At 64.5% G+C, this 15,218-nt stretch carries 13 protein-coding genes and 1 riboswitch; of the genes, 6 read left to right on the top strand and 7 right to left on the bottom strand.

The features are described 5' to 3' along the window. Nucleotides 1-76: 76 nt before the first annotated feature. Together V7D81_RS10055 and V7D81_RS10060 are read right to left on the bottom strand one after the other, a co-directional pair. Nucleotides 77-3,319 (bottom strand): efflux RND transporter permease subunit, encoded by a 3,243-nt coding sequence (locus V7D81_RS10055; RefSeq protein WP_324316234.1) that lies wholly within the window; start codon nt 3,317-3,319, stop codon nt 77-79. A 97-nt stretch (nt 3,320-3,416) separates the two neighbouring features. Then, nucleotides 3,417-4,742, bottom strand: coding sequence for an efflux RND transporter periplasmic adaptor subunit (locus tag V7D81_RS10060; protein ID WP_324316237.1), 1,326 nt, complete (start codon nt 4,740-4,742; stop codon nt 3,417-3,419). A gap of 337 nt (nt 4,743-5,079) precedes the next feature. After that, nucleotides 5,080-5,208: riboswitch (yybP-ykoY riboswitch) on the top strand. 90 nt (nt 5,209-5,298) lie between these two features. Between V7D81_RS10060 and V7D81_RS10065 the strand changes: the two genes are divergently transcribed. Continuing rightward, nucleotides 5,299-5,865 carry a TMEM165/GDT1 family protein gene (locus V7D81_RS10065; RefSeq protein WP_324316239.1) on the top strand — a complete coding sequence of 189 codons (567 nt, stop codon included), beginning with the start codon at nt 5,299-5,301 and terminating at the stop codon, nt 5,863-5,865. A gap of 124 nt (nt 5,866-5,989) precedes the next feature. Here V7D81_RS10065 and V7D81_RS10070 read toward each other — a convergent pair whose 3' ends face one another. Both V7D81_RS10070 and V7D81_RS10075 read right to left on the bottom strand, forming a co-directional pair. Next, a complete protein-coding gene (locus tag V7D81_RS10070; protein WP_324316241.1) occupies nt 5,990-7,570 on the bottom strand; it encodes a DUF2235 domain-containing protein in 1,581 nt (526 codons plus the stop codon). 77 nt (nt 7,571-7,647) lie between these two features. After that, complete coding sequence (locus tag V7D81_RS10075; protein ID WP_324316242.1) at nt 7,648-7,986, bottom strand: lipid-A-disaccharide synthase N-terminal domain-containing protein; 339 nt, start codon at nt 7,984-7,986, stop codon at nt 7,648-7,650. Nucleotides 7,987-8,093: 107 nt separating this feature from the next. Between V7D81_RS10075 and V7D81_RS10080 the strand changes: the two genes are divergently transcribed. Further along, complete coding sequence (locus V7D81_RS10080; RefSeq protein ID WP_324316243.1) at nt 8,094-9,512, top strand: amino acid permease; 1,419 nt, start codon at nt 8,094-8,096, stop codon at nt 9,510-9,512. 82 nt (nt 9,513-9,594) lie between these two features. On the opposite strand, the gene V7D81_RS10085 is transcribed toward V7D81_RS10080, so the two are convergent. Together V7D81_RS10085 and V7D81_RS10090 are read right to left on the bottom strand one after the other, a co-directional pair. After that, nucleotides 9,595-9,990 (bottom strand): hypothetical protein, encoded by a 396-nt coding sequence (locus tag V7D81_RS10085; RefSeq protein ID WP_324316244.1) that lies wholly within the window; start codon nt 9,988-9,990, stop codon nt 9,595-9,597. A gap of 37 nt (nt 9,991-10,027) precedes the next feature. Continuing rightward, nucleotides 10,028-11,314, bottom strand: a complete 1,287-nt coding sequence (locus V7D81_RS10090; protein WP_324316245.1) for an MFS transporter — start codon at nt 11,312-11,314, stop codon at nt 10,028-10,030. Between the two features lie 229 nt (nt 11,315-11,543). On the opposite strand from V7D81_RS10090, the gene V7D81_RS10095 reads away from it, so the two are divergent. The 4 genes from V7D81_RS10095 to V7D81_RS10110 all read left to right on the top strand — a co-directional run bounded on the left by V7D81_RS10095 (nt 11,544) and on the right by V7D81_RS10110 (nt 14,571). Continuing rightward, nucleotides 11,544-12,599 carry a LacI family DNA-binding transcriptional regulator gene (locus V7D81_RS10095; RefSeq protein ID WP_324316246.1) on the top strand — a complete coding sequence of 352 codons (1,056 nt, stop codon included), beginning with the start codon at nt 11,544-11,546 and terminating at the stop codon, nt 12,597-12,599. Nucleotides 12,600-12,735: 136 nt separating this feature from the next. Continuing rightward, nucleotides 12,736-12,966 carry a PspC domain-containing protein gene (locus V7D81_RS10100; RefSeq protein ID WP_324316247.1) on the top strand — a complete coding sequence of 77 codons (231 nt, stop codon included), beginning with the start codon at nt 12,736-12,738 and terminating at the stop codon, nt 12,964-12,966. Nucleotides 12,967-13,111: 145 nt separating this feature from the next. Further along, on the top strand, nt 13,112-13,816 hold the full coding sequence (locus tag V7D81_RS10105) for a YceI family protein (protein WP_324316249.1): 705 nt from the start codon (nt 13,112-13,114) through the stop codon (nt 13,814-13,816). Nucleotides 13,817-13,842: 26 nt separating this feature from the next. After that, nucleotides 13,843-14,571 carry a glutathione S-transferase family protein gene (locus V7D81_RS10110; RefSeq protein WP_324316250.1) on the top strand — a complete coding sequence of 243 codons (729 nt, stop codon included), beginning with the start codon at nt 13,843-13,845 and terminating at the stop codon, nt 14,569-14,571. Between the two features lie 195 nt (nt 14,572-14,766). Here the strand turns inward: V7D81_RS10110 and V7D81_RS10115 are convergent, their stop codons facing one another. After that, the gene (locus V7D81_RS10115) at nt 14,767-15,201 is read right to left on the bottom strand and encodes a GFA family protein (RefSeq protein ID WP_324316253.1); all 435 of its coding nucleotides are present in this window, start codon (nt 15,199-15,201) and stop codon (nt 14,767-14,769) included. Nucleotides 15,202-15,218: the final 17 nt, after the last annotated feature.

The following is a 15,218-nucleotide window of genomic DNA, read 5'->3' on the forward strand; positions in this document are numbered from 1 at the left end:
CCTGTGGGGCCGGCTTCAGCCGGCCTTTGAGGAGTCAGGCTGAAGCCTGACCTACAGTCAGAGGCTGAGCCTGCTCTTAGTCGCGTACCGGTACGACCGGCGGGTGATCCGTACCGAACTCCGGCTGCGGTGCTTCCGCAGCCTGCGGCGCTTCGCCGTGGAACCACTTCGTCGCGCGACGCGTGAAGCCGTAGATATAGGAATACAGCACCGGCACGATCAGCAGCGTCAGCAGCGATGAAGTGATCACGCCGCCGATCACGGCGCGGCCCATCGGCGCGAGGATCTCGCCGCCCTCGCCCACGCCGACAGCCATCGGCAGCATGCCGAAGATCATCGCCGCCGTGGTCATGAGGATCGGACGCAGGCGCACCTGGCCGGCTTCGAAGATCGCCTCGCGCAGCGGCTTGCCTTCGCGCAGCGCCTGGTTGGTGAAGTCCACCAGCAGGATGGCGTTCTTGGTGACCAGGCCCATCAGCATGATGAAACCGATGATGGAGAAGATGTTCAGCGTCGTACCCGTCAGCAGCAGCGCCAGCAGCACGCCGATCAGCGACAGCGGCAGCGACATCATGATCGCGACCGGCTGCAGGAAGCTGCCGAACTGCGAGGCCAGCACGAAGTAGATGAACAGCACGGCGAGCGCGAGCGCGGCGCCAGCGGCCGCGAGCATTTCGTTCATTTCCTGCTGATTGCCGCCGATGTCGAAACGATAGCCCTGCGGCAGCCGGGTCTCGGCCACGATCTTTTCCGCATCCCGGCCCACGTCGCCGGAGGCGCGGCCTTCCGCGTTCGCATACACCGAGATGCGACGCTGCAGGTTCAGACGTTTGATCTGCTGCGGGCTGCCGGTCTCGACGAACTCGGCCACCTGGCGCAGCGGCACCAGGATCGGCGTGCCGTTCGCATCGACGCGCGTGCTGCTGACATACAGATCGCCGAGATCGGACTTGATCTCGCGGCGCTCCTTGGGCAGCTGCACGATGACGTCGTAGTCCTGGCCGTCGGGCCCGAGCCAGGTGCTGATCTGGTCGCCCGCGATCAGCGGGCGCAGCGCATTGCCGATGCGTGCGGTGGTCATCCCCAGATCGCTGGCGAGTTCGTTGTTGATGCGCACGGCGATGGTCGGATTGGTGCCCTTCTCGCTGCTTTCGAGATCGGCGATGCCCGGAATCTTCGCCAGCTTCGCCATCAGTTCCTCGGACAGCTGCGTGAGCTTGCCGGTGTCCGGTCCGAGGATGGAAATGAAAACGGGCTGGTTGTTGCCCTGGATCTTGGTCTCCAGACCCGCCATGTGCGACAGGCGTTCGCGCACGATCCTTTCGATGTCCTTCTGCGACGGGCGCGGGCCGTCCTTCAGATCGGTGAGGCGCAGCATGATGCGCGCGTAGTTCTTGCCTTCGTCGGTGCCGACCTGCGTCACCACGTGTCTGACGCCCTCGATCTTCAACAGCACGTCTTCGACGTCGCGGATCTTCGCATCCGTGTACTGCAGGCTCGATCCGAGCGGCGTGTTCACGCGCATCGACACCATGCCGTTGTCGGTCTCCGGCATCATCTCGCTGCCCACCCTCGGCAGGATCAGGAAACTGCCGAAGAACGTGACGGCGGCCAGCAGCAGCATCAGCGCGCGCGGGCTGACGCTGGCCCAGCGCGGCAACTTCTCGTCCGCGCCACGCGACCGGCGCGCAAGCTGCGCGAGACCGGGAATGCCGTAGCGACGAGCGCCCAGCGCCCAACGCAGCATGCGGTCGTAGATGTGATGGGCGCGATCGACGCCGACCTCGATGCGATCCATGAACCGCGCCAGCCACGGCATGCGGCGGAAACGGCCCTCCTTCGGGTCCGGCCAGTACGCCGACAGCATCGGATCGAGCGTGAAGCTGACGAACAGCGACACCAGCACCGCGACCGCGACCGTCAGTCCGAACTGCAGGAAGAAGCGGCCCATGAGGCCGCTCATGAACGCCACAGGGATGAACACCGCCAGGATCGCGAACGTCGTCGCCATCACCGCGAGCCCGATTTCGCTGGTCGCCTCGAACGCGGCCTTGCGGTGATCCTTGCCCATGTCGGCATGACGCACGATGTTCTCGCGCACCACGATGGCGTCGTCGATCAAGAGGCCGATGCACAGCGACAGCGCCATCAGGGTCAGGAAGTTGAGCGTGAAGCCCAGCGCATGCATCGCGATGAAGGTCGCGATGACGGAGATCGGCAGCGTCAGACCGGTGATGATGGTCGAACGCCAGGAGTGCAGGAACAGGAACACGATCAGCACCGTCAGGAAGGCGCCTTCCAGGATCGTGCTCTTGACGCGATCCAGCGAGCCCTTGATGAATTCGGCGTTGGACCACAGCGTTTCGACCTTCACGTCTTCGGGCAGCCGGCTGCGCAGGTCGGCAATGGCTTCGTTGAGCCCTTCGCCCGCCTCGACGATGTTGGCCTGCTGCACCTTGTAGATGTACAGCGAGACGGCGCGCTTGCCGTCGACGCGCGAGATGGACATTTCCTCGGCTTCGCCGTCGACGACGTTCGCCACCTGGTGCAGGTACACCGGCGCGCCGCCCTGGTTGGCGACGATGATGCGCTCGAAGCCGGCCGGATCCTTGATCTTGCCTTCGACGCGCACGAGCTGTTCCTGCTGGCCGTTCGCGATGGCGCCGGCCGGCAGATCCTGATTCGCCGCCTGGATGGCGGTGATGACCTGGTCGACGCCGACGCGATAGCTCTGCAGCTGCTCCGGCTTCAGGAACACCTGCACCTGGCGCTCCACCGAACCGCCGACGCCGATGTTGCCGACGCCGTAGGAATTCTGCAGACGCTTGACCACCTGCTGTTCGACGAGCGTCGACACCTCGCGCAGGCTGCGCGTCGTCGAATAGACGACGATGCTGGCAATCGGCTGGACGGAGCTGTCGTTGGTGGCGCGACCGATCGTGGGGTCGCGCACTTCACGCGGCATGCCGGCGCGGACCTGCGCCACCTTGTCGCGCACTTCCTGCGTCGACTCGGCGATGTCGATGTCGAGCCGGAAGTCGACCTGCAGCAACGCCATGCCTTCACGCGCCGTGGCGTAGATGTTCTTCACGCCATTGATCGAATTGACGACGTTCTCGATCGGCTTGATGACGTCATTCTCGATCGCTTCCGGCGAGGCGCCGGGGTAGGAAACCGTGATGTAGACCTGCGGAATCGAGACATCCGGCATCTGCTCCACCGGCAGCAGCCGGTAGGAGAACAGGCCCAGCACCACGATCGCGAGCATGACCATGGTCGCGAAGACGGGCTGTGTGATGCTGACGCGTGTGATCCACATGATTGAAACTGCTCAAGAGTCCTTCGTCCTCGACGGATTCAGGACGAACGGAGAGAACTGACGAACGAGGACCGACGGAACGGAACGGGAAGCCCGATCAGCCGGCTTCCGCGGTGATCTTTTCCGCATCACCGCGCACGACCGCGTGCGAACCCGGCTTGGCCTCGCCGATGTCGGCCACGATCACGCGCTCGCCGGCGGTGAGTCCTTCGCGCACCTCGACGAAATCCTGACCCTTCACGCGCTGACCGAGGGTGACCGGCTTGCGCACGATCTTGCCGTCTTCGAGCGTATACACGAACGACGCGCCGGCTTCGTCGCGCGCCGCCATCTGCGGAATCGACAGCACGGGCTGCGTCGCGTCGATCGCCAGCTGTCCCTGCGCGAACATGCCGCCCTTCAACGAACGATCGGCATTCGGCACCGCGATGTAGATGGTGATGGCGCGCGAGCCTTCCACCGTCGTCGGATTGATGCGCTGCACTTCGCCCGTGAACTCGCGCTCGCCGAAACCGCCGACCTTGAAGCGCGCAGTCTGGCCAGCGTGCACCGAGGGAATTTCCGCAGCCGGCACCGCGGCTTCGAGCAGCATCTGGCGCAGATCCACCACGGTGACGATCGAGGAATCCTGCGAGACCTTCTCGCCCGGCTGCACCAGCCGCTTCGCGATGGTGCCGGTGAAGGGCGCGCGAATGACGGAATCTTCGAGACTGATCTTGACCATGCGCGCCTGCGCCTCGGCCAGCCGCAGGCTGGCAACGTTCGCCGCATAGGCGCTCTCGGTCTGCTCGTACGTGTTCTGGGAAATGTATTTCTGTTCGAGCAGCGTGCGGTTCTTGTCGCGATTGAGCGTGGCGAGATCGAGATCGGCACGCGCCTTGTCGACGGCGGCCAGTTCGCGGTCGTACTGGGCCTGCAGATTGCGCGTATCGATGCGGGCGATGATGTCGCCTTCGCGCACGTCCTGACCTTCGCGCACGGTAACCTGTTCGACTTCGCCGCTGACCTTCGATTTCACCGTCGCCTGCACGACGGGCGACATGGAACCCGACAGCGGCAGGAAACGCGCCAGCACCCGCTCCCGGACTGCCGATACGTCGACCTGGGCGAGTTCGAGCGGCGTCGCATTTGCGACTGCGGCAGGATCGGCTGCCGGTGCCGCAGGAGCGCGCGTGAGCATCCATGTCGCGACTGCCGCCGCGAGTGCGAGGGCCGCGATCACCCATACGCGCATCGACTTCCTGCCTGTGTCCCGCACGCCGCCATCGTAGCCGACGTCGGCGGTCACGGATTCATCCAGCGGCTGCACGGGAGCGAGCCGGGAGACCGTGGCCAGGTGGCTCGATTCGTTGTGTACATTTGCCGAATTATCGGTTTCGGACACGCTGTCCACCGCGGATTGCTGCCGTGCATGACTTTTCACTGCGATTCCTCTCTGCGATCCGGCATCGCGGCCATCGGCGCGCCGCATCGGATTCTTGGCTCAGTCCACGAGGCGCCTGACGCTGTCGCAGGCTCCTTCCCAATGCACCCTTTGACGCTCGGCTTCGTCGAAAGGTTACAGCGGTGGTCAGCGATTTCCCGATGATCGCCGCCGTCCCGGTGCCACAACACCGGCACCGTGCCGATAGTTACAGCCGATTCGTGACGGGGTTTTGCCGGCCACCGGATCAGACAATATCGCCGCTGAAGGTTCCGGCGACGTTGCGCCAGTTCATGGTGTGGCTGATTGACCGACGCGCGGGCGCTGCCTAAGCTGCGCGCCCTTCGTTGGGGAGTAGCTGCCGCGACCGGCTTTGTCAGGTTCGCGGAGAGCGCGTCAACACACTTGGCTGCCATGCGGCCATGGCGCGTTCGGCTCGACCGCAAGGTCCGGGCAGGGCGAGACCGATGATGCAGTGTCCCGTCAACCAGCAAGCCTGGGGTCGAGCGGGGAGGCTGCGTCATGGGCTCAATCGCCGCTCGACCCGGTACACGACATGCTCGAAGCCCTCCTCGTCCCCACCGGCGTCGTCGCGCTGGCGGAAATCGGCGACAAGACCCAGTTGCTCGCATTGGTGCTCGCGGCCCGCTATCGCAAGCCGCTGCCGATCATTGCCGGCATTTTCATTGCAACCTTGCTGAACCATGCGCTCGCCGGTGCGGTGGGCGCACTGGCGGCCGCGGCGCTCGGCCCGGACATCCTGCGCTGGGTGCTCGGCCTGTCGTTCATCGTCATGGGCATCTGGACCCTGATTCCCGACAAGATCGACGACGCGCAGGAAACGGCGCCGCCGCGCTTCGGCGTGTTCGCTGCCACGGTGATTGCCTTCTTCCTGCTGGAAATGGGCGACAAGACCCAGATCGCGACCGTCGCACTCGCTGCGCGGTACGACGCGCTGGCACTGGTCGTGATCGGCACCACGCTCGGCATGATGCTCGCCAACGTGCCGGTCGTCCTGCTGGGACAGCTCGCCGGAAAATCGCTGCCGCTGCGGCCGATTCACATCACGACGGCGGCCATCTTCGTGGTGATGGGGGTCGTGGTGTTGATGCGGGGAGTGTGATCGCTCCCCTATCTTCTTCCTCTTCCTGTGGGGCCGGCTTCAGCCGGCCTCTTTTTCTATAAGGAGTCAGGCTGAAGCCTGACCTACAGACAGAGGGCGGACGCCAGCGCACGACGCGATCGCGTCACTGCTTCGCTTCGGCGCTGCGCGCCCGCGCCTTCTTCAACGCATCGCGCAGTTTCTGCTGGTGAACGAACCAGAAGCCCGCGAACGCGCGGCTCATGCCGCGCGTGGACCACGACGACAGCAGCCACGCAATCGTGAGCCCCGCGACGAGGACGCCCGCCAGCAGCAGCGACTTCGATCCATGCCAGAACAGCACGCGCAGCGTGTCGAACGGACTGGTAACCAGTTCGAACAGCAGGAGCCCGAGGCTCGTCACGAAGGCGCGGACCGAGGTCGTCGCCTGCGGCGTGGCGGAAGCGGCGAGCAGCAGCACCGCGACGATCGTCAGGACGAAGATCCGGTACGACAGCCGGCCGACATTGAGCCGCGTCGCGACCGTCGCGAGCAGCGATGATGCCTCCGGATGCCCTTCCCGAAGCACCGTCTCCACGCTCCTGGCGCGCTCGGCCGCCGCCGCATCCTTGACCGGATCGCCCGTCAGCGTGAATACGACCTGGGAGCTGGCCGGCAGGTTGCCGGGACGATAGTCGTCCGTGCCGTGCGCGATCCGTTCCAGCACGCTCAGGTGCAGCTTGGGCGTGACGCCGCTGGCTTCGCACATCGCCGCGACATTGCGCGGCAGCCAGCGGTAGAACATGCCGACACCCGACCGCGGGTCGTAGAGCTTGTCGTCGACGTTGGCGTGCTCGCCGTAGTAGGCACGTTCGTTGGCGACGAACCGCAGTCCCGCCCGTTCGGCGTGCTGCATCATCCAGTCGAGCGCGACCAGCGACATGCCCTGCTTGGGATACCCGCCGCCGACGTTCGAGTGCGCGCCCGAGAACCACACCTGTTCGATCGACTGGCCGGGCTGCAGCGGCGCCGTCTCGTCCCAGATCAGCGGCTGGAAGGACTGACGCTCATCGTCGATGGCGAGCGCGTGCACGGCCCGGTCGACGGCGGTGCTCAACACGAGATCCGGAAACTTGAACTGATAGACGAGCTTGTTCACCAGGTCGGAGACGTGCAGCGGCAGGCCGACGGCATCGACGGTATCCCACACGCCCAGGAAGTAGATGCGCTCGCCGCCATGACAGTGCCGTTCGCGAAACTGCACCGTGACGCTGCGATCCACGGGCCCGATGAGTTTTTTCATGAGCCAGGTGCGATAGCAGCCGCGATAGACCTCGTATGCCTGCCTGACCAGGGCATCGAGATCGTCGGGACCTTCGAGCCGGTTCACATCGATGATCCCGCAGGTGCCGATGAAGCCGCTGAGACTGCGCACCGTGAAGGCGCCGCGACTGAAACCGAACAGGAAGATCCGGTCGCCCGGATCGTAGATGCGGCACAGCTCCTTGTAGAGCTGGCGGACATTGCGGCTCAGTCCATAGCCCGCGGCGCCGCCCAGAACGCGCATGAGCCGCAGACTCTCCGTGCCGACGCCGTCGTCGTAGATCGCGACCTGCGGCGCGCGCTCCGGATGGAAGCGATGCGAATTGAGATCGACGGACTCGAAGATCTTGAAGACGTTGGTGCCGCGCCCCTTGATGGCGGTGTTCCCCGTCCCATCGGAGCAGATGATGATGTTCTTGGCCATGACGCTGCGGCTGCGACTCCTTCACGAGCCGCCAGCAGCGTAGTCCAACGCAGTACGGATGGAATCGGCGAAAAGGGCTAGCGCCCCACTGCATGACCCGGCAGCGAATGGGCGAGGCGGTCCTCGCGTGCGGCGCGCAGATCGAGTGCGAGGTTGTACAGGGCGACGCCCATCGGAAAGAGATTGGAGAGGACGCCGACCGAGTCGTTCTTGCCCCAGATGAAGTAGGCCAGCAGCAGCGCACTGCCCGACACGCTCATGAGCCAGAACGAACGCGGAATGACCGGTCGGCCACGCGCCCGGGTAGCGATGAGCTGGACCACCCAGCGGCCGGCGAACAGGACGATGCCGAGATAGCCGACGAGCTTCCAGGGCGTGACCGCGATGCCGAAAACGGTAAGCAGGGTGTCGTTCATACGCGTGTGACGCTGTATACCTTTGCTTTCAATCGCAAACGTACCCGTCCGGTTCCTTCCCTGTCGTTACAATCCCTTCACTACGACCGCCGCTGGAGAACGACAACGTGGCGTACTGGAACCGGCGCAAGCAGCTCGACACCATCACTGCCGGAATCTCCGGTCATGCCCTGAAACCCACGCTGAGCTGGCCGCACCTGATCGGACTGGGTGTCGGCGGCATCGTGGGAACGGGCATCTACACGCTGACAGGCGTCGGCGCCGGGCTGGCAGGCCCCGGGGTCATCCTGTCGTTCGTGATCGCCGGCATCGTCTGCGCCTGCGCGGCACTGGCGTATGCCGAGATGGCGACGATGATGCCTGTGGCCGGCAGCGCCTATACGTACAGCTATGTAGTCCTGGGCGAACTGCTCGCCTGGGTCGTGGGCTGGACGCTCATCCTCGAATACACGGTCGTGTGCAGTGCGGTCGCCGTCGGCTGGTCCGGCTATGCAGCCGGCGTCATCAAGTCGGCGGGATGGAACGTACCCGAGGCGCTATTGGCCGGCCCGCACGCCGGCGGCGTCCTCAACGTGCCGGCCATTCTGATTTCGCTTGCCGTGGCCGGACTGCTGGCGCTCGGCACGCGCGAGAGCGCGACCGTCAATCTCATCCTCGTGTTCGTGAAGCTGATCGCGCTGGCGCTGTTCATCGCGCTGGCAGTGCCGGCCTTCGATGCCGACCACTTCACGCCCTTCATGCCTTACGGATTCGCCGGTACCGAGGTCGACGGCGTGAAACACGGCGTGATGGCGGCCGCGGCCATCATCTTCTTCGCGTTCTATGGCTTCGACGCCGTATCGACGGCGGCGGAAGAGACGCGTAACCCGGGGCGCGACCTGAAGATCGGCATCGTCGGCTCGATGCTGATCTGTACCTTCATCTATATGGCGGTCGCAGCCGCGGCTCTCGGGGGTGCCACCTACCAGTCGCTGGCCGCAAGTCCCGAGCCGCTGGCGCTGGTGTTGCGCAGCCTGAATCACCCGGTGGCCGCGAACCTGATCGCCGGCGCTGCGGTGCTCGCTCTGCCCACCGTGATCATGGCGTTCATGTATGGGCAGTCGCGCATCTTCTTCGTCATGGCGCGCGATGGACTGCTGCCGCAACGATTGAGTGCCATCAGCGAACGTACTGGTTCGCCGGTGCTGATGATCCTTGTCACCGGCGTGATCGTGTCGATGATCGCCGGCCTGCTGCCTCTGGATAAAATTGCCGCGTTGGCGAACGCCGGAACGTTGTGCGCCTTCATCTCCGTCGCGATCTGCATGCTTATCCTGCGAAAGCGGGCGCCGGATTTTCCCCGGAAGTTCCGTACGCCACTTGCCGGGCTCGTCGGGACACTGGCTGTCGTGGGCTGCCTGTATCTCTTCTGGAATCTGCCGGCGATGACCATCCTGTTTTTCGTCATCTGGAATATCGTCGGGCTCGCCGTCTATCTGCTGTTCGCACGCCACAGGAGCGCGCTGGCGAAGGAAGGCGGCGGATGACCGCCCTCTCTCTTCCCTGTGGGGCCGGCTTCAGCCGGCCTGAGAACTGTCAGGCTACAGCCTGACCCACAGAAGAAGCAGATCAGCGTTTCACCGTCCAGGTGCCGCTCGCGAACGACGTGCTCTCGCCTTTCGCCACCATGTTCCATTCGCCGCTGGCGGAGTCGCCAGCGAAAGTGCCGGTGAGCAGAATGTCCGCCTGCGGATCCGGCGTGTAGGGATAGCGGATGGTGAGACGATCGTCGGCGACCGACACCGACGCGAACGTCGCGGTGTAGTCACCCGTATCCTGCCCGACCGCAACTTCGCCCGCGTCCGCGCCGGCCGCGATCGTCAACACCAGCGAACCGCCTGAACCGCCGCCTTCCCACGTTCCCGTCCATTTGCCGGCGAACCGCGATCCGTCTGCCGCCTGCAGAACGGAGAACGCTCCGGCGACGATCAGCATCAGCGCTGCAAACCAGATCGGCTTCTTCATGGTCATTCCCTCGTTGGTGATGGACCTGCATCGAGAATCATCGAACGCCCTTCAGGGGCAGAATCGCAATCGAACTCATGAACGCAATGGCGCCCGCCGCGATGAACAGCCAGGTGTAGTCGCCATGGCTGAGCGAAAGGATGATCGGGCCGAGCGCGGGCGCCACGGATTGCGGCAGCGCATTGGCGATGTTGAACATGCCGAGATCCTTGGCCGCATCCAGCTTGCGGTTCGGAAGGATCTGCGTGACGAGCGCGAGTTCGACGGCGAAGTACACGCCCTGCCCGACGCCGGTCAGCGCCATACCGATCAGCACTTCCGAATAGTCGCTCGCAGCGGCGATCGTCCACAGGCCGGAACCGTACACCGCGGCGGCGACCAGCACGAAAATCTTGCGGCGTCCCGTGGCATCGGAAATCCGGCCGCCCAGCAGGCTGGAAATGACGATCATGCTGGCCTGCACCAGCATCGACTTGAAGATGAGTCCGGGCACCGCCGTCACGTCGTAACCGAGCTTGTCGATCAGGTAGTACGACTGATACGTCGTGAGAAACGCCGTGCCCGTCACGAGCAGGAAGCGGCTCAGCCACGCCCAGGCGAAATCGGGATGCTGCGCCGGATTCAGCCAGAACGAGCGCAGGAACTCGCGCAGCGTCGAGGCCGTCAGCTGCGCGGGCTGCTGACGTCGATCGGGCAGCAGCAGCACGAGCAACATCACGGTCGCCGAACCCACGAGGGCCGGCACCAGAAACATCATCAGCATCGACGTCGGCAACGCCTGCACCAGGAACGTACCGCTCACCTGCCCGATGGGCATGCAGATCCCCAGCACGCCCGACACGGTACCGCGCTGCGACGCCGGTATCTGATCGGGCAGGATCGCAACGATCGCCGCCAGCACCGCGTTGAACGCGAGCTGCGCCAGACACCAGCCGAGCAGCAGCACGGGAATGCTCGGCGCCAACGCCACGATGACGAGACAGGCGGTGCCGCAGATCATGCCGCCGATCAGCCACGGACGGCGCATTCCGTATCGCGACGTGGTGCGATCGCTCAGCCGTCCGAACACCGGATTGCCGACGAGCGCAAAGAAGGCACCGATGCCCAGCACCATCGCCAGCTGCCCGGCCGCGTTGTCCGGCGCGAGTTGCCGGACACGCAGCGCAATCGTCACGAGCATGGGCGTCAGCAGCGCAAGCCACACACCGGCATACGCCAGCGCATAGACGAACACGAAGAAGTGACTGGCGCGCGGCATCTCATCGCCTGCGCCCGCAGCAACGCCCTCGGATACAGCCAGTCCCGAAGGAACGGACTCGACCATCGACGATCCCCCCTGTACCGGCGCCCGTATCGGCCTCTGCGGACCCACGGACGAATCCCGGTAGATTCACAACAGAGTTTTACAGGGAATGCGGCAGCCAAGAAAGCGCCTGCACCGGACATGGGTGTACCATGCGCGCGCAAGCGGGCCCGCTGCGGCGGCCCTCAACAACATCGACTGTATCGAACCGGGCCCTGCAGCCCGATGCTTGAATGACGGCGCACGCACGATGACCGCTGAGAACGACGATTCCCCGGCCCGCTCCCGCAAGGCCAGTATCGATGATGTTGCCAAGGCGGCGGGCGTCGCCATCAAGACAGTCTCGCGCGTCCTCAACAATGAACCGAACGTACGCGACGAAACGCGCGCCCGCGTCATGGTGGCGGTCAAGCGCCTCAACTATCACCCGAGTCCGTCCGCACGCAGCCTCGCCAGCCGGCGTTCGTACCTGATCGGTCTCGTGTACGACAATCCCAGCGGCAACTACACCATCGAAGTGCAGCGCGGCGCGCTCGCCCGCTGTCGCGAAGGCAAGTTCCTGCTGCTGCTGCACGAAGTCACCGGCAGCGGCGAAGAACTCACGCAGGACGTGATGGCCTTCGCCAACCAGACGCACATCGACGGGCTGATCCTCGCGCCGCCGCTGAGCGAATCGGTCGAGATCATTCGCGCGCTCGACGAACACGGGCTGCCGTTCGCGCGCATCGCGCCCAACGACATGAAGCATCGTTCGCCCTACTCCGACATGGACGACGAGGGCGCGGCGCGCGAGATGACGGAATACCTGATCGGTCTCGGCCATCGCCGCATCGCGTTCATCATCGGCCGCCACGGTCACTATGCGAGCGGCCAGCGACTGAAAGGCTACAAGGCCGCGCTCAAGGCGCATCGCATTCCGTTCAACCAGGACTACGTACGACAGGGCGACTTCCTGTTCGACTCCGGCCTGCAGGCCGCACGCCAGCTGCTGGCGCTGCCGTCGCGTCCGACCGCCATCTTCGCGGCGAACGACGACATGGCGGCGGGCACGCTGATGGCCGCGCATGAAATGGGCATCGCGGTGCCGGGACAACTGTCGGTCGCGGGCTTCGATGACGCTGCCATTTCCCGCACCGTGTGGCCGCCGCTGACGACGATCAGCCAGCCCACGTACGAACTCTCCTACTCCGCCGCCGATCTGCTGCTCAAGTCGCTGCTCTCGGGCAATGCGCCGAAGTCCACGCGCCTGCCGCACAAGCTCATCAGCCGCGCATCGACCGGCGTGCTGCGCAATCCGGGCGACTGATCGCCGACACCTGCGAGTCGTTGCCGGCGACGAGCCGCTGTTCGCCGGTCGGGTCTGTAGAGCAATCGCAACCGCGCGCATCCTCGCGCCGCTCGTCGATGTGCGACGGGACCATTAGAGGAGAGGCTTCAAGTTCATGAGCCAGTTCAATGCTCCGCTGCGACGTTCGCGTTCCAACCGCATGATCGGCGGTGTCGTGTCCGGGCTGGCGTGCTACTTCGGCATGGACGTGACGCTGGCGCGCGTGCTGTATGTCGTCATTTCGGTGTGCTCGGCGGCGTTCCCCGGCATCCTGGTCTACGTGCTGTTCTGGATCCTGACGCCGGAGGAGCAGATCGAGGATCCGCGGGTGGTGTCGACGCAGTAGCTCTTGTCTGCCTGTGGGGCCGGCTTCAGCCGGCCAGAAGTCAGGCTGAAGCCTGACCTACAAGGAGAACTCATGTCATCCTGTCGGCTCCGCCGCGGCTCATCCGTCCTTGGCGCAGAGCTCGAACGACACGACAGGACCGACAATGAAAGCGAAGCTTCTTTATCCGCTCGTCTGTGCACTCGCCGCCCTCGGCGCCTGCGCGAAGCAGGAACCGGCCGGCGAAACGCCCGCACCCGCGGCTGACACGCCGATCGACGTTCCTGCCGGCAGCTATACCCTCGACAAGGCTCACGCCAGCCTGCTCTTTCGCGTCGATCACCTGGGGTTCTCGAACTACACCGCGCGCTTCAGACAGTTCGATGCGATTCTGACCTTCGATCCCGCCAACCTCGCTGCGTCGGCCGTGACCGTGACGGTCGACCCGCGTTCGCTCGAAACCGATTTCCCCGATCCCGCGACGCTGGATTTCAACGCGCAACTGCAGGGCGAGCAGTGGCTGAACGCGGCGCAGTTTCGGCAGATGACGTGGCAGTCGAAGACCGTCGAAGTCACCGGTCCGCGCCAGATGAAGATCCATGGCGATCTCACGCTGCGCGGCGTGACGAAGCCCGTCACGCTCGATGCCACCTTCAACGGCGGCTATGCCGGGCATCCCTTCGATCCACATGCACGCATCGGCTTCTCCGCGCACGGCACGCTGCAGCGCTCGGACTTCGGCATGAGCTACGGCATTCCCGAACCGGGAACGAAGATGGGCGTCAGCGACGCGGTCGACGTGATCGTCGAAGCCGAGTTCAGCGGCCCGCCGCTGGCCGGCGCGGCGGCGCCGGAAGGTTCGGGCTCCTGAGCCGCGCAGAACAAGGAATTCATGACATGTCACTCGTCCTGCACATGCACCCGCTGTCGGGGTTCTGTCACAAGGTACTGATCGCGCTCTACGAAAGCGGAACGCCATTCGAAGCGCGCACGATCGATCTGTTCGATACCGCGCAGCACGCACGGCACTACGAAATGTGGCCCATGGGCAAAATCCCGGTGCTGCGCGACGAGAAGCGCAACTGCACGGTGCCGGAAACCAGCATCATCATCGAGTACCTGGAGCAGTTCTATCCGGGACCGCAGCCGCTGCTGCCGCACGACGCGACTGCCCTGCTGGATGCGCGTCTGTGGGACCGCGTCTTCGACCTGTACGTCGCCATCCCCATGCAGAAGATCGTGGGTGATCGTCTGCGCGCCGACGGCGAGAAAGATCCGCGAGGTGTCACCGAGGCGCGCACGGTTCTGGGAATGGCCTACGGCATGATCGATCGCCAGCTCGCGACCCGACGCTGGGCCATCGGCGATACGTTCACGCTCCCCGACTGCGCCGCCGCACCGGCGCTGTTCTATGCCGGCATCGTCGAACCGTTCCCCGCGTCCTGCCCGCACCTCGCGGCGTATTTCGAACGCCTCCTGGAACGCCCCAGCGTTCGGCGCACGCTCGGGGAGGCGCGCCCCTGGTTCCAGTACTTCCCGTATCGGGAAGCGATGCCGGCCCGGTTTCTTCAAGAAGACGGAGTAACCGTGACCGGAAGGGAATCCCACGGGACAAAGAACGCATAGAACGCATAGAACGCATAGAACGCATAGAACGAAAAAAAATAGCCGCAAAAGGCGCAAAGCAGAAGGATGTTGTCTTCTTCTGCTTTTGCGCCTTTTGCGCTTTTTGCGGCTATGGCTTCCTTCCGGCCTTTGCGTTCTATGCGTTCTTTGTCCCGTGGGATTCCCTTCCGGTCACGGTTACTCTTTGTCTCACTCTCACTCCGGCAGCGTAACCCCCGACCCGCCCATCTCCGCCGGCATGTCCTTCATCTTCGGTTTGCCGTCGGGGATGCGCAGCACGGTTTCCTGATAGTGCACGTGCAGGGCCGGTTCGAACTTCAACTCCGGCAGCATCGCGGCATAGACATCCACCAGGCCCATCGTTGGATGATCGGTGAACAGGTGACCGCCGCATTTCGTGCACCACTTGCGGTAGCTGATGGGCGTCTTGTTGTACGTGCCGATGCTGCTCGATCCCTTCGTCACGCGCAGCGACTGCGATTGCCACAGGCTGAACGCATTGACCGGGCCGGCCGACCACTGGCGGCAGGAACCGCAATGGCAATAGCCCATCGCCGCCGGCTGCCCGGACACTTCGAACTGCACTTCGCCACAGAAACAGCTTCCCCTGTAGGGACCTGTGCTCGTCATGATTGCCTCCCGGCCTG

This window comes from Povalibacter sp. (assembly GCF_036735925.1).
Classification (GTDB): Bacteria; Pseudomonadota; Gammaproteobacteria; order Steroidobacterales; family Steroidobacteraceae; genus Steroidobacter.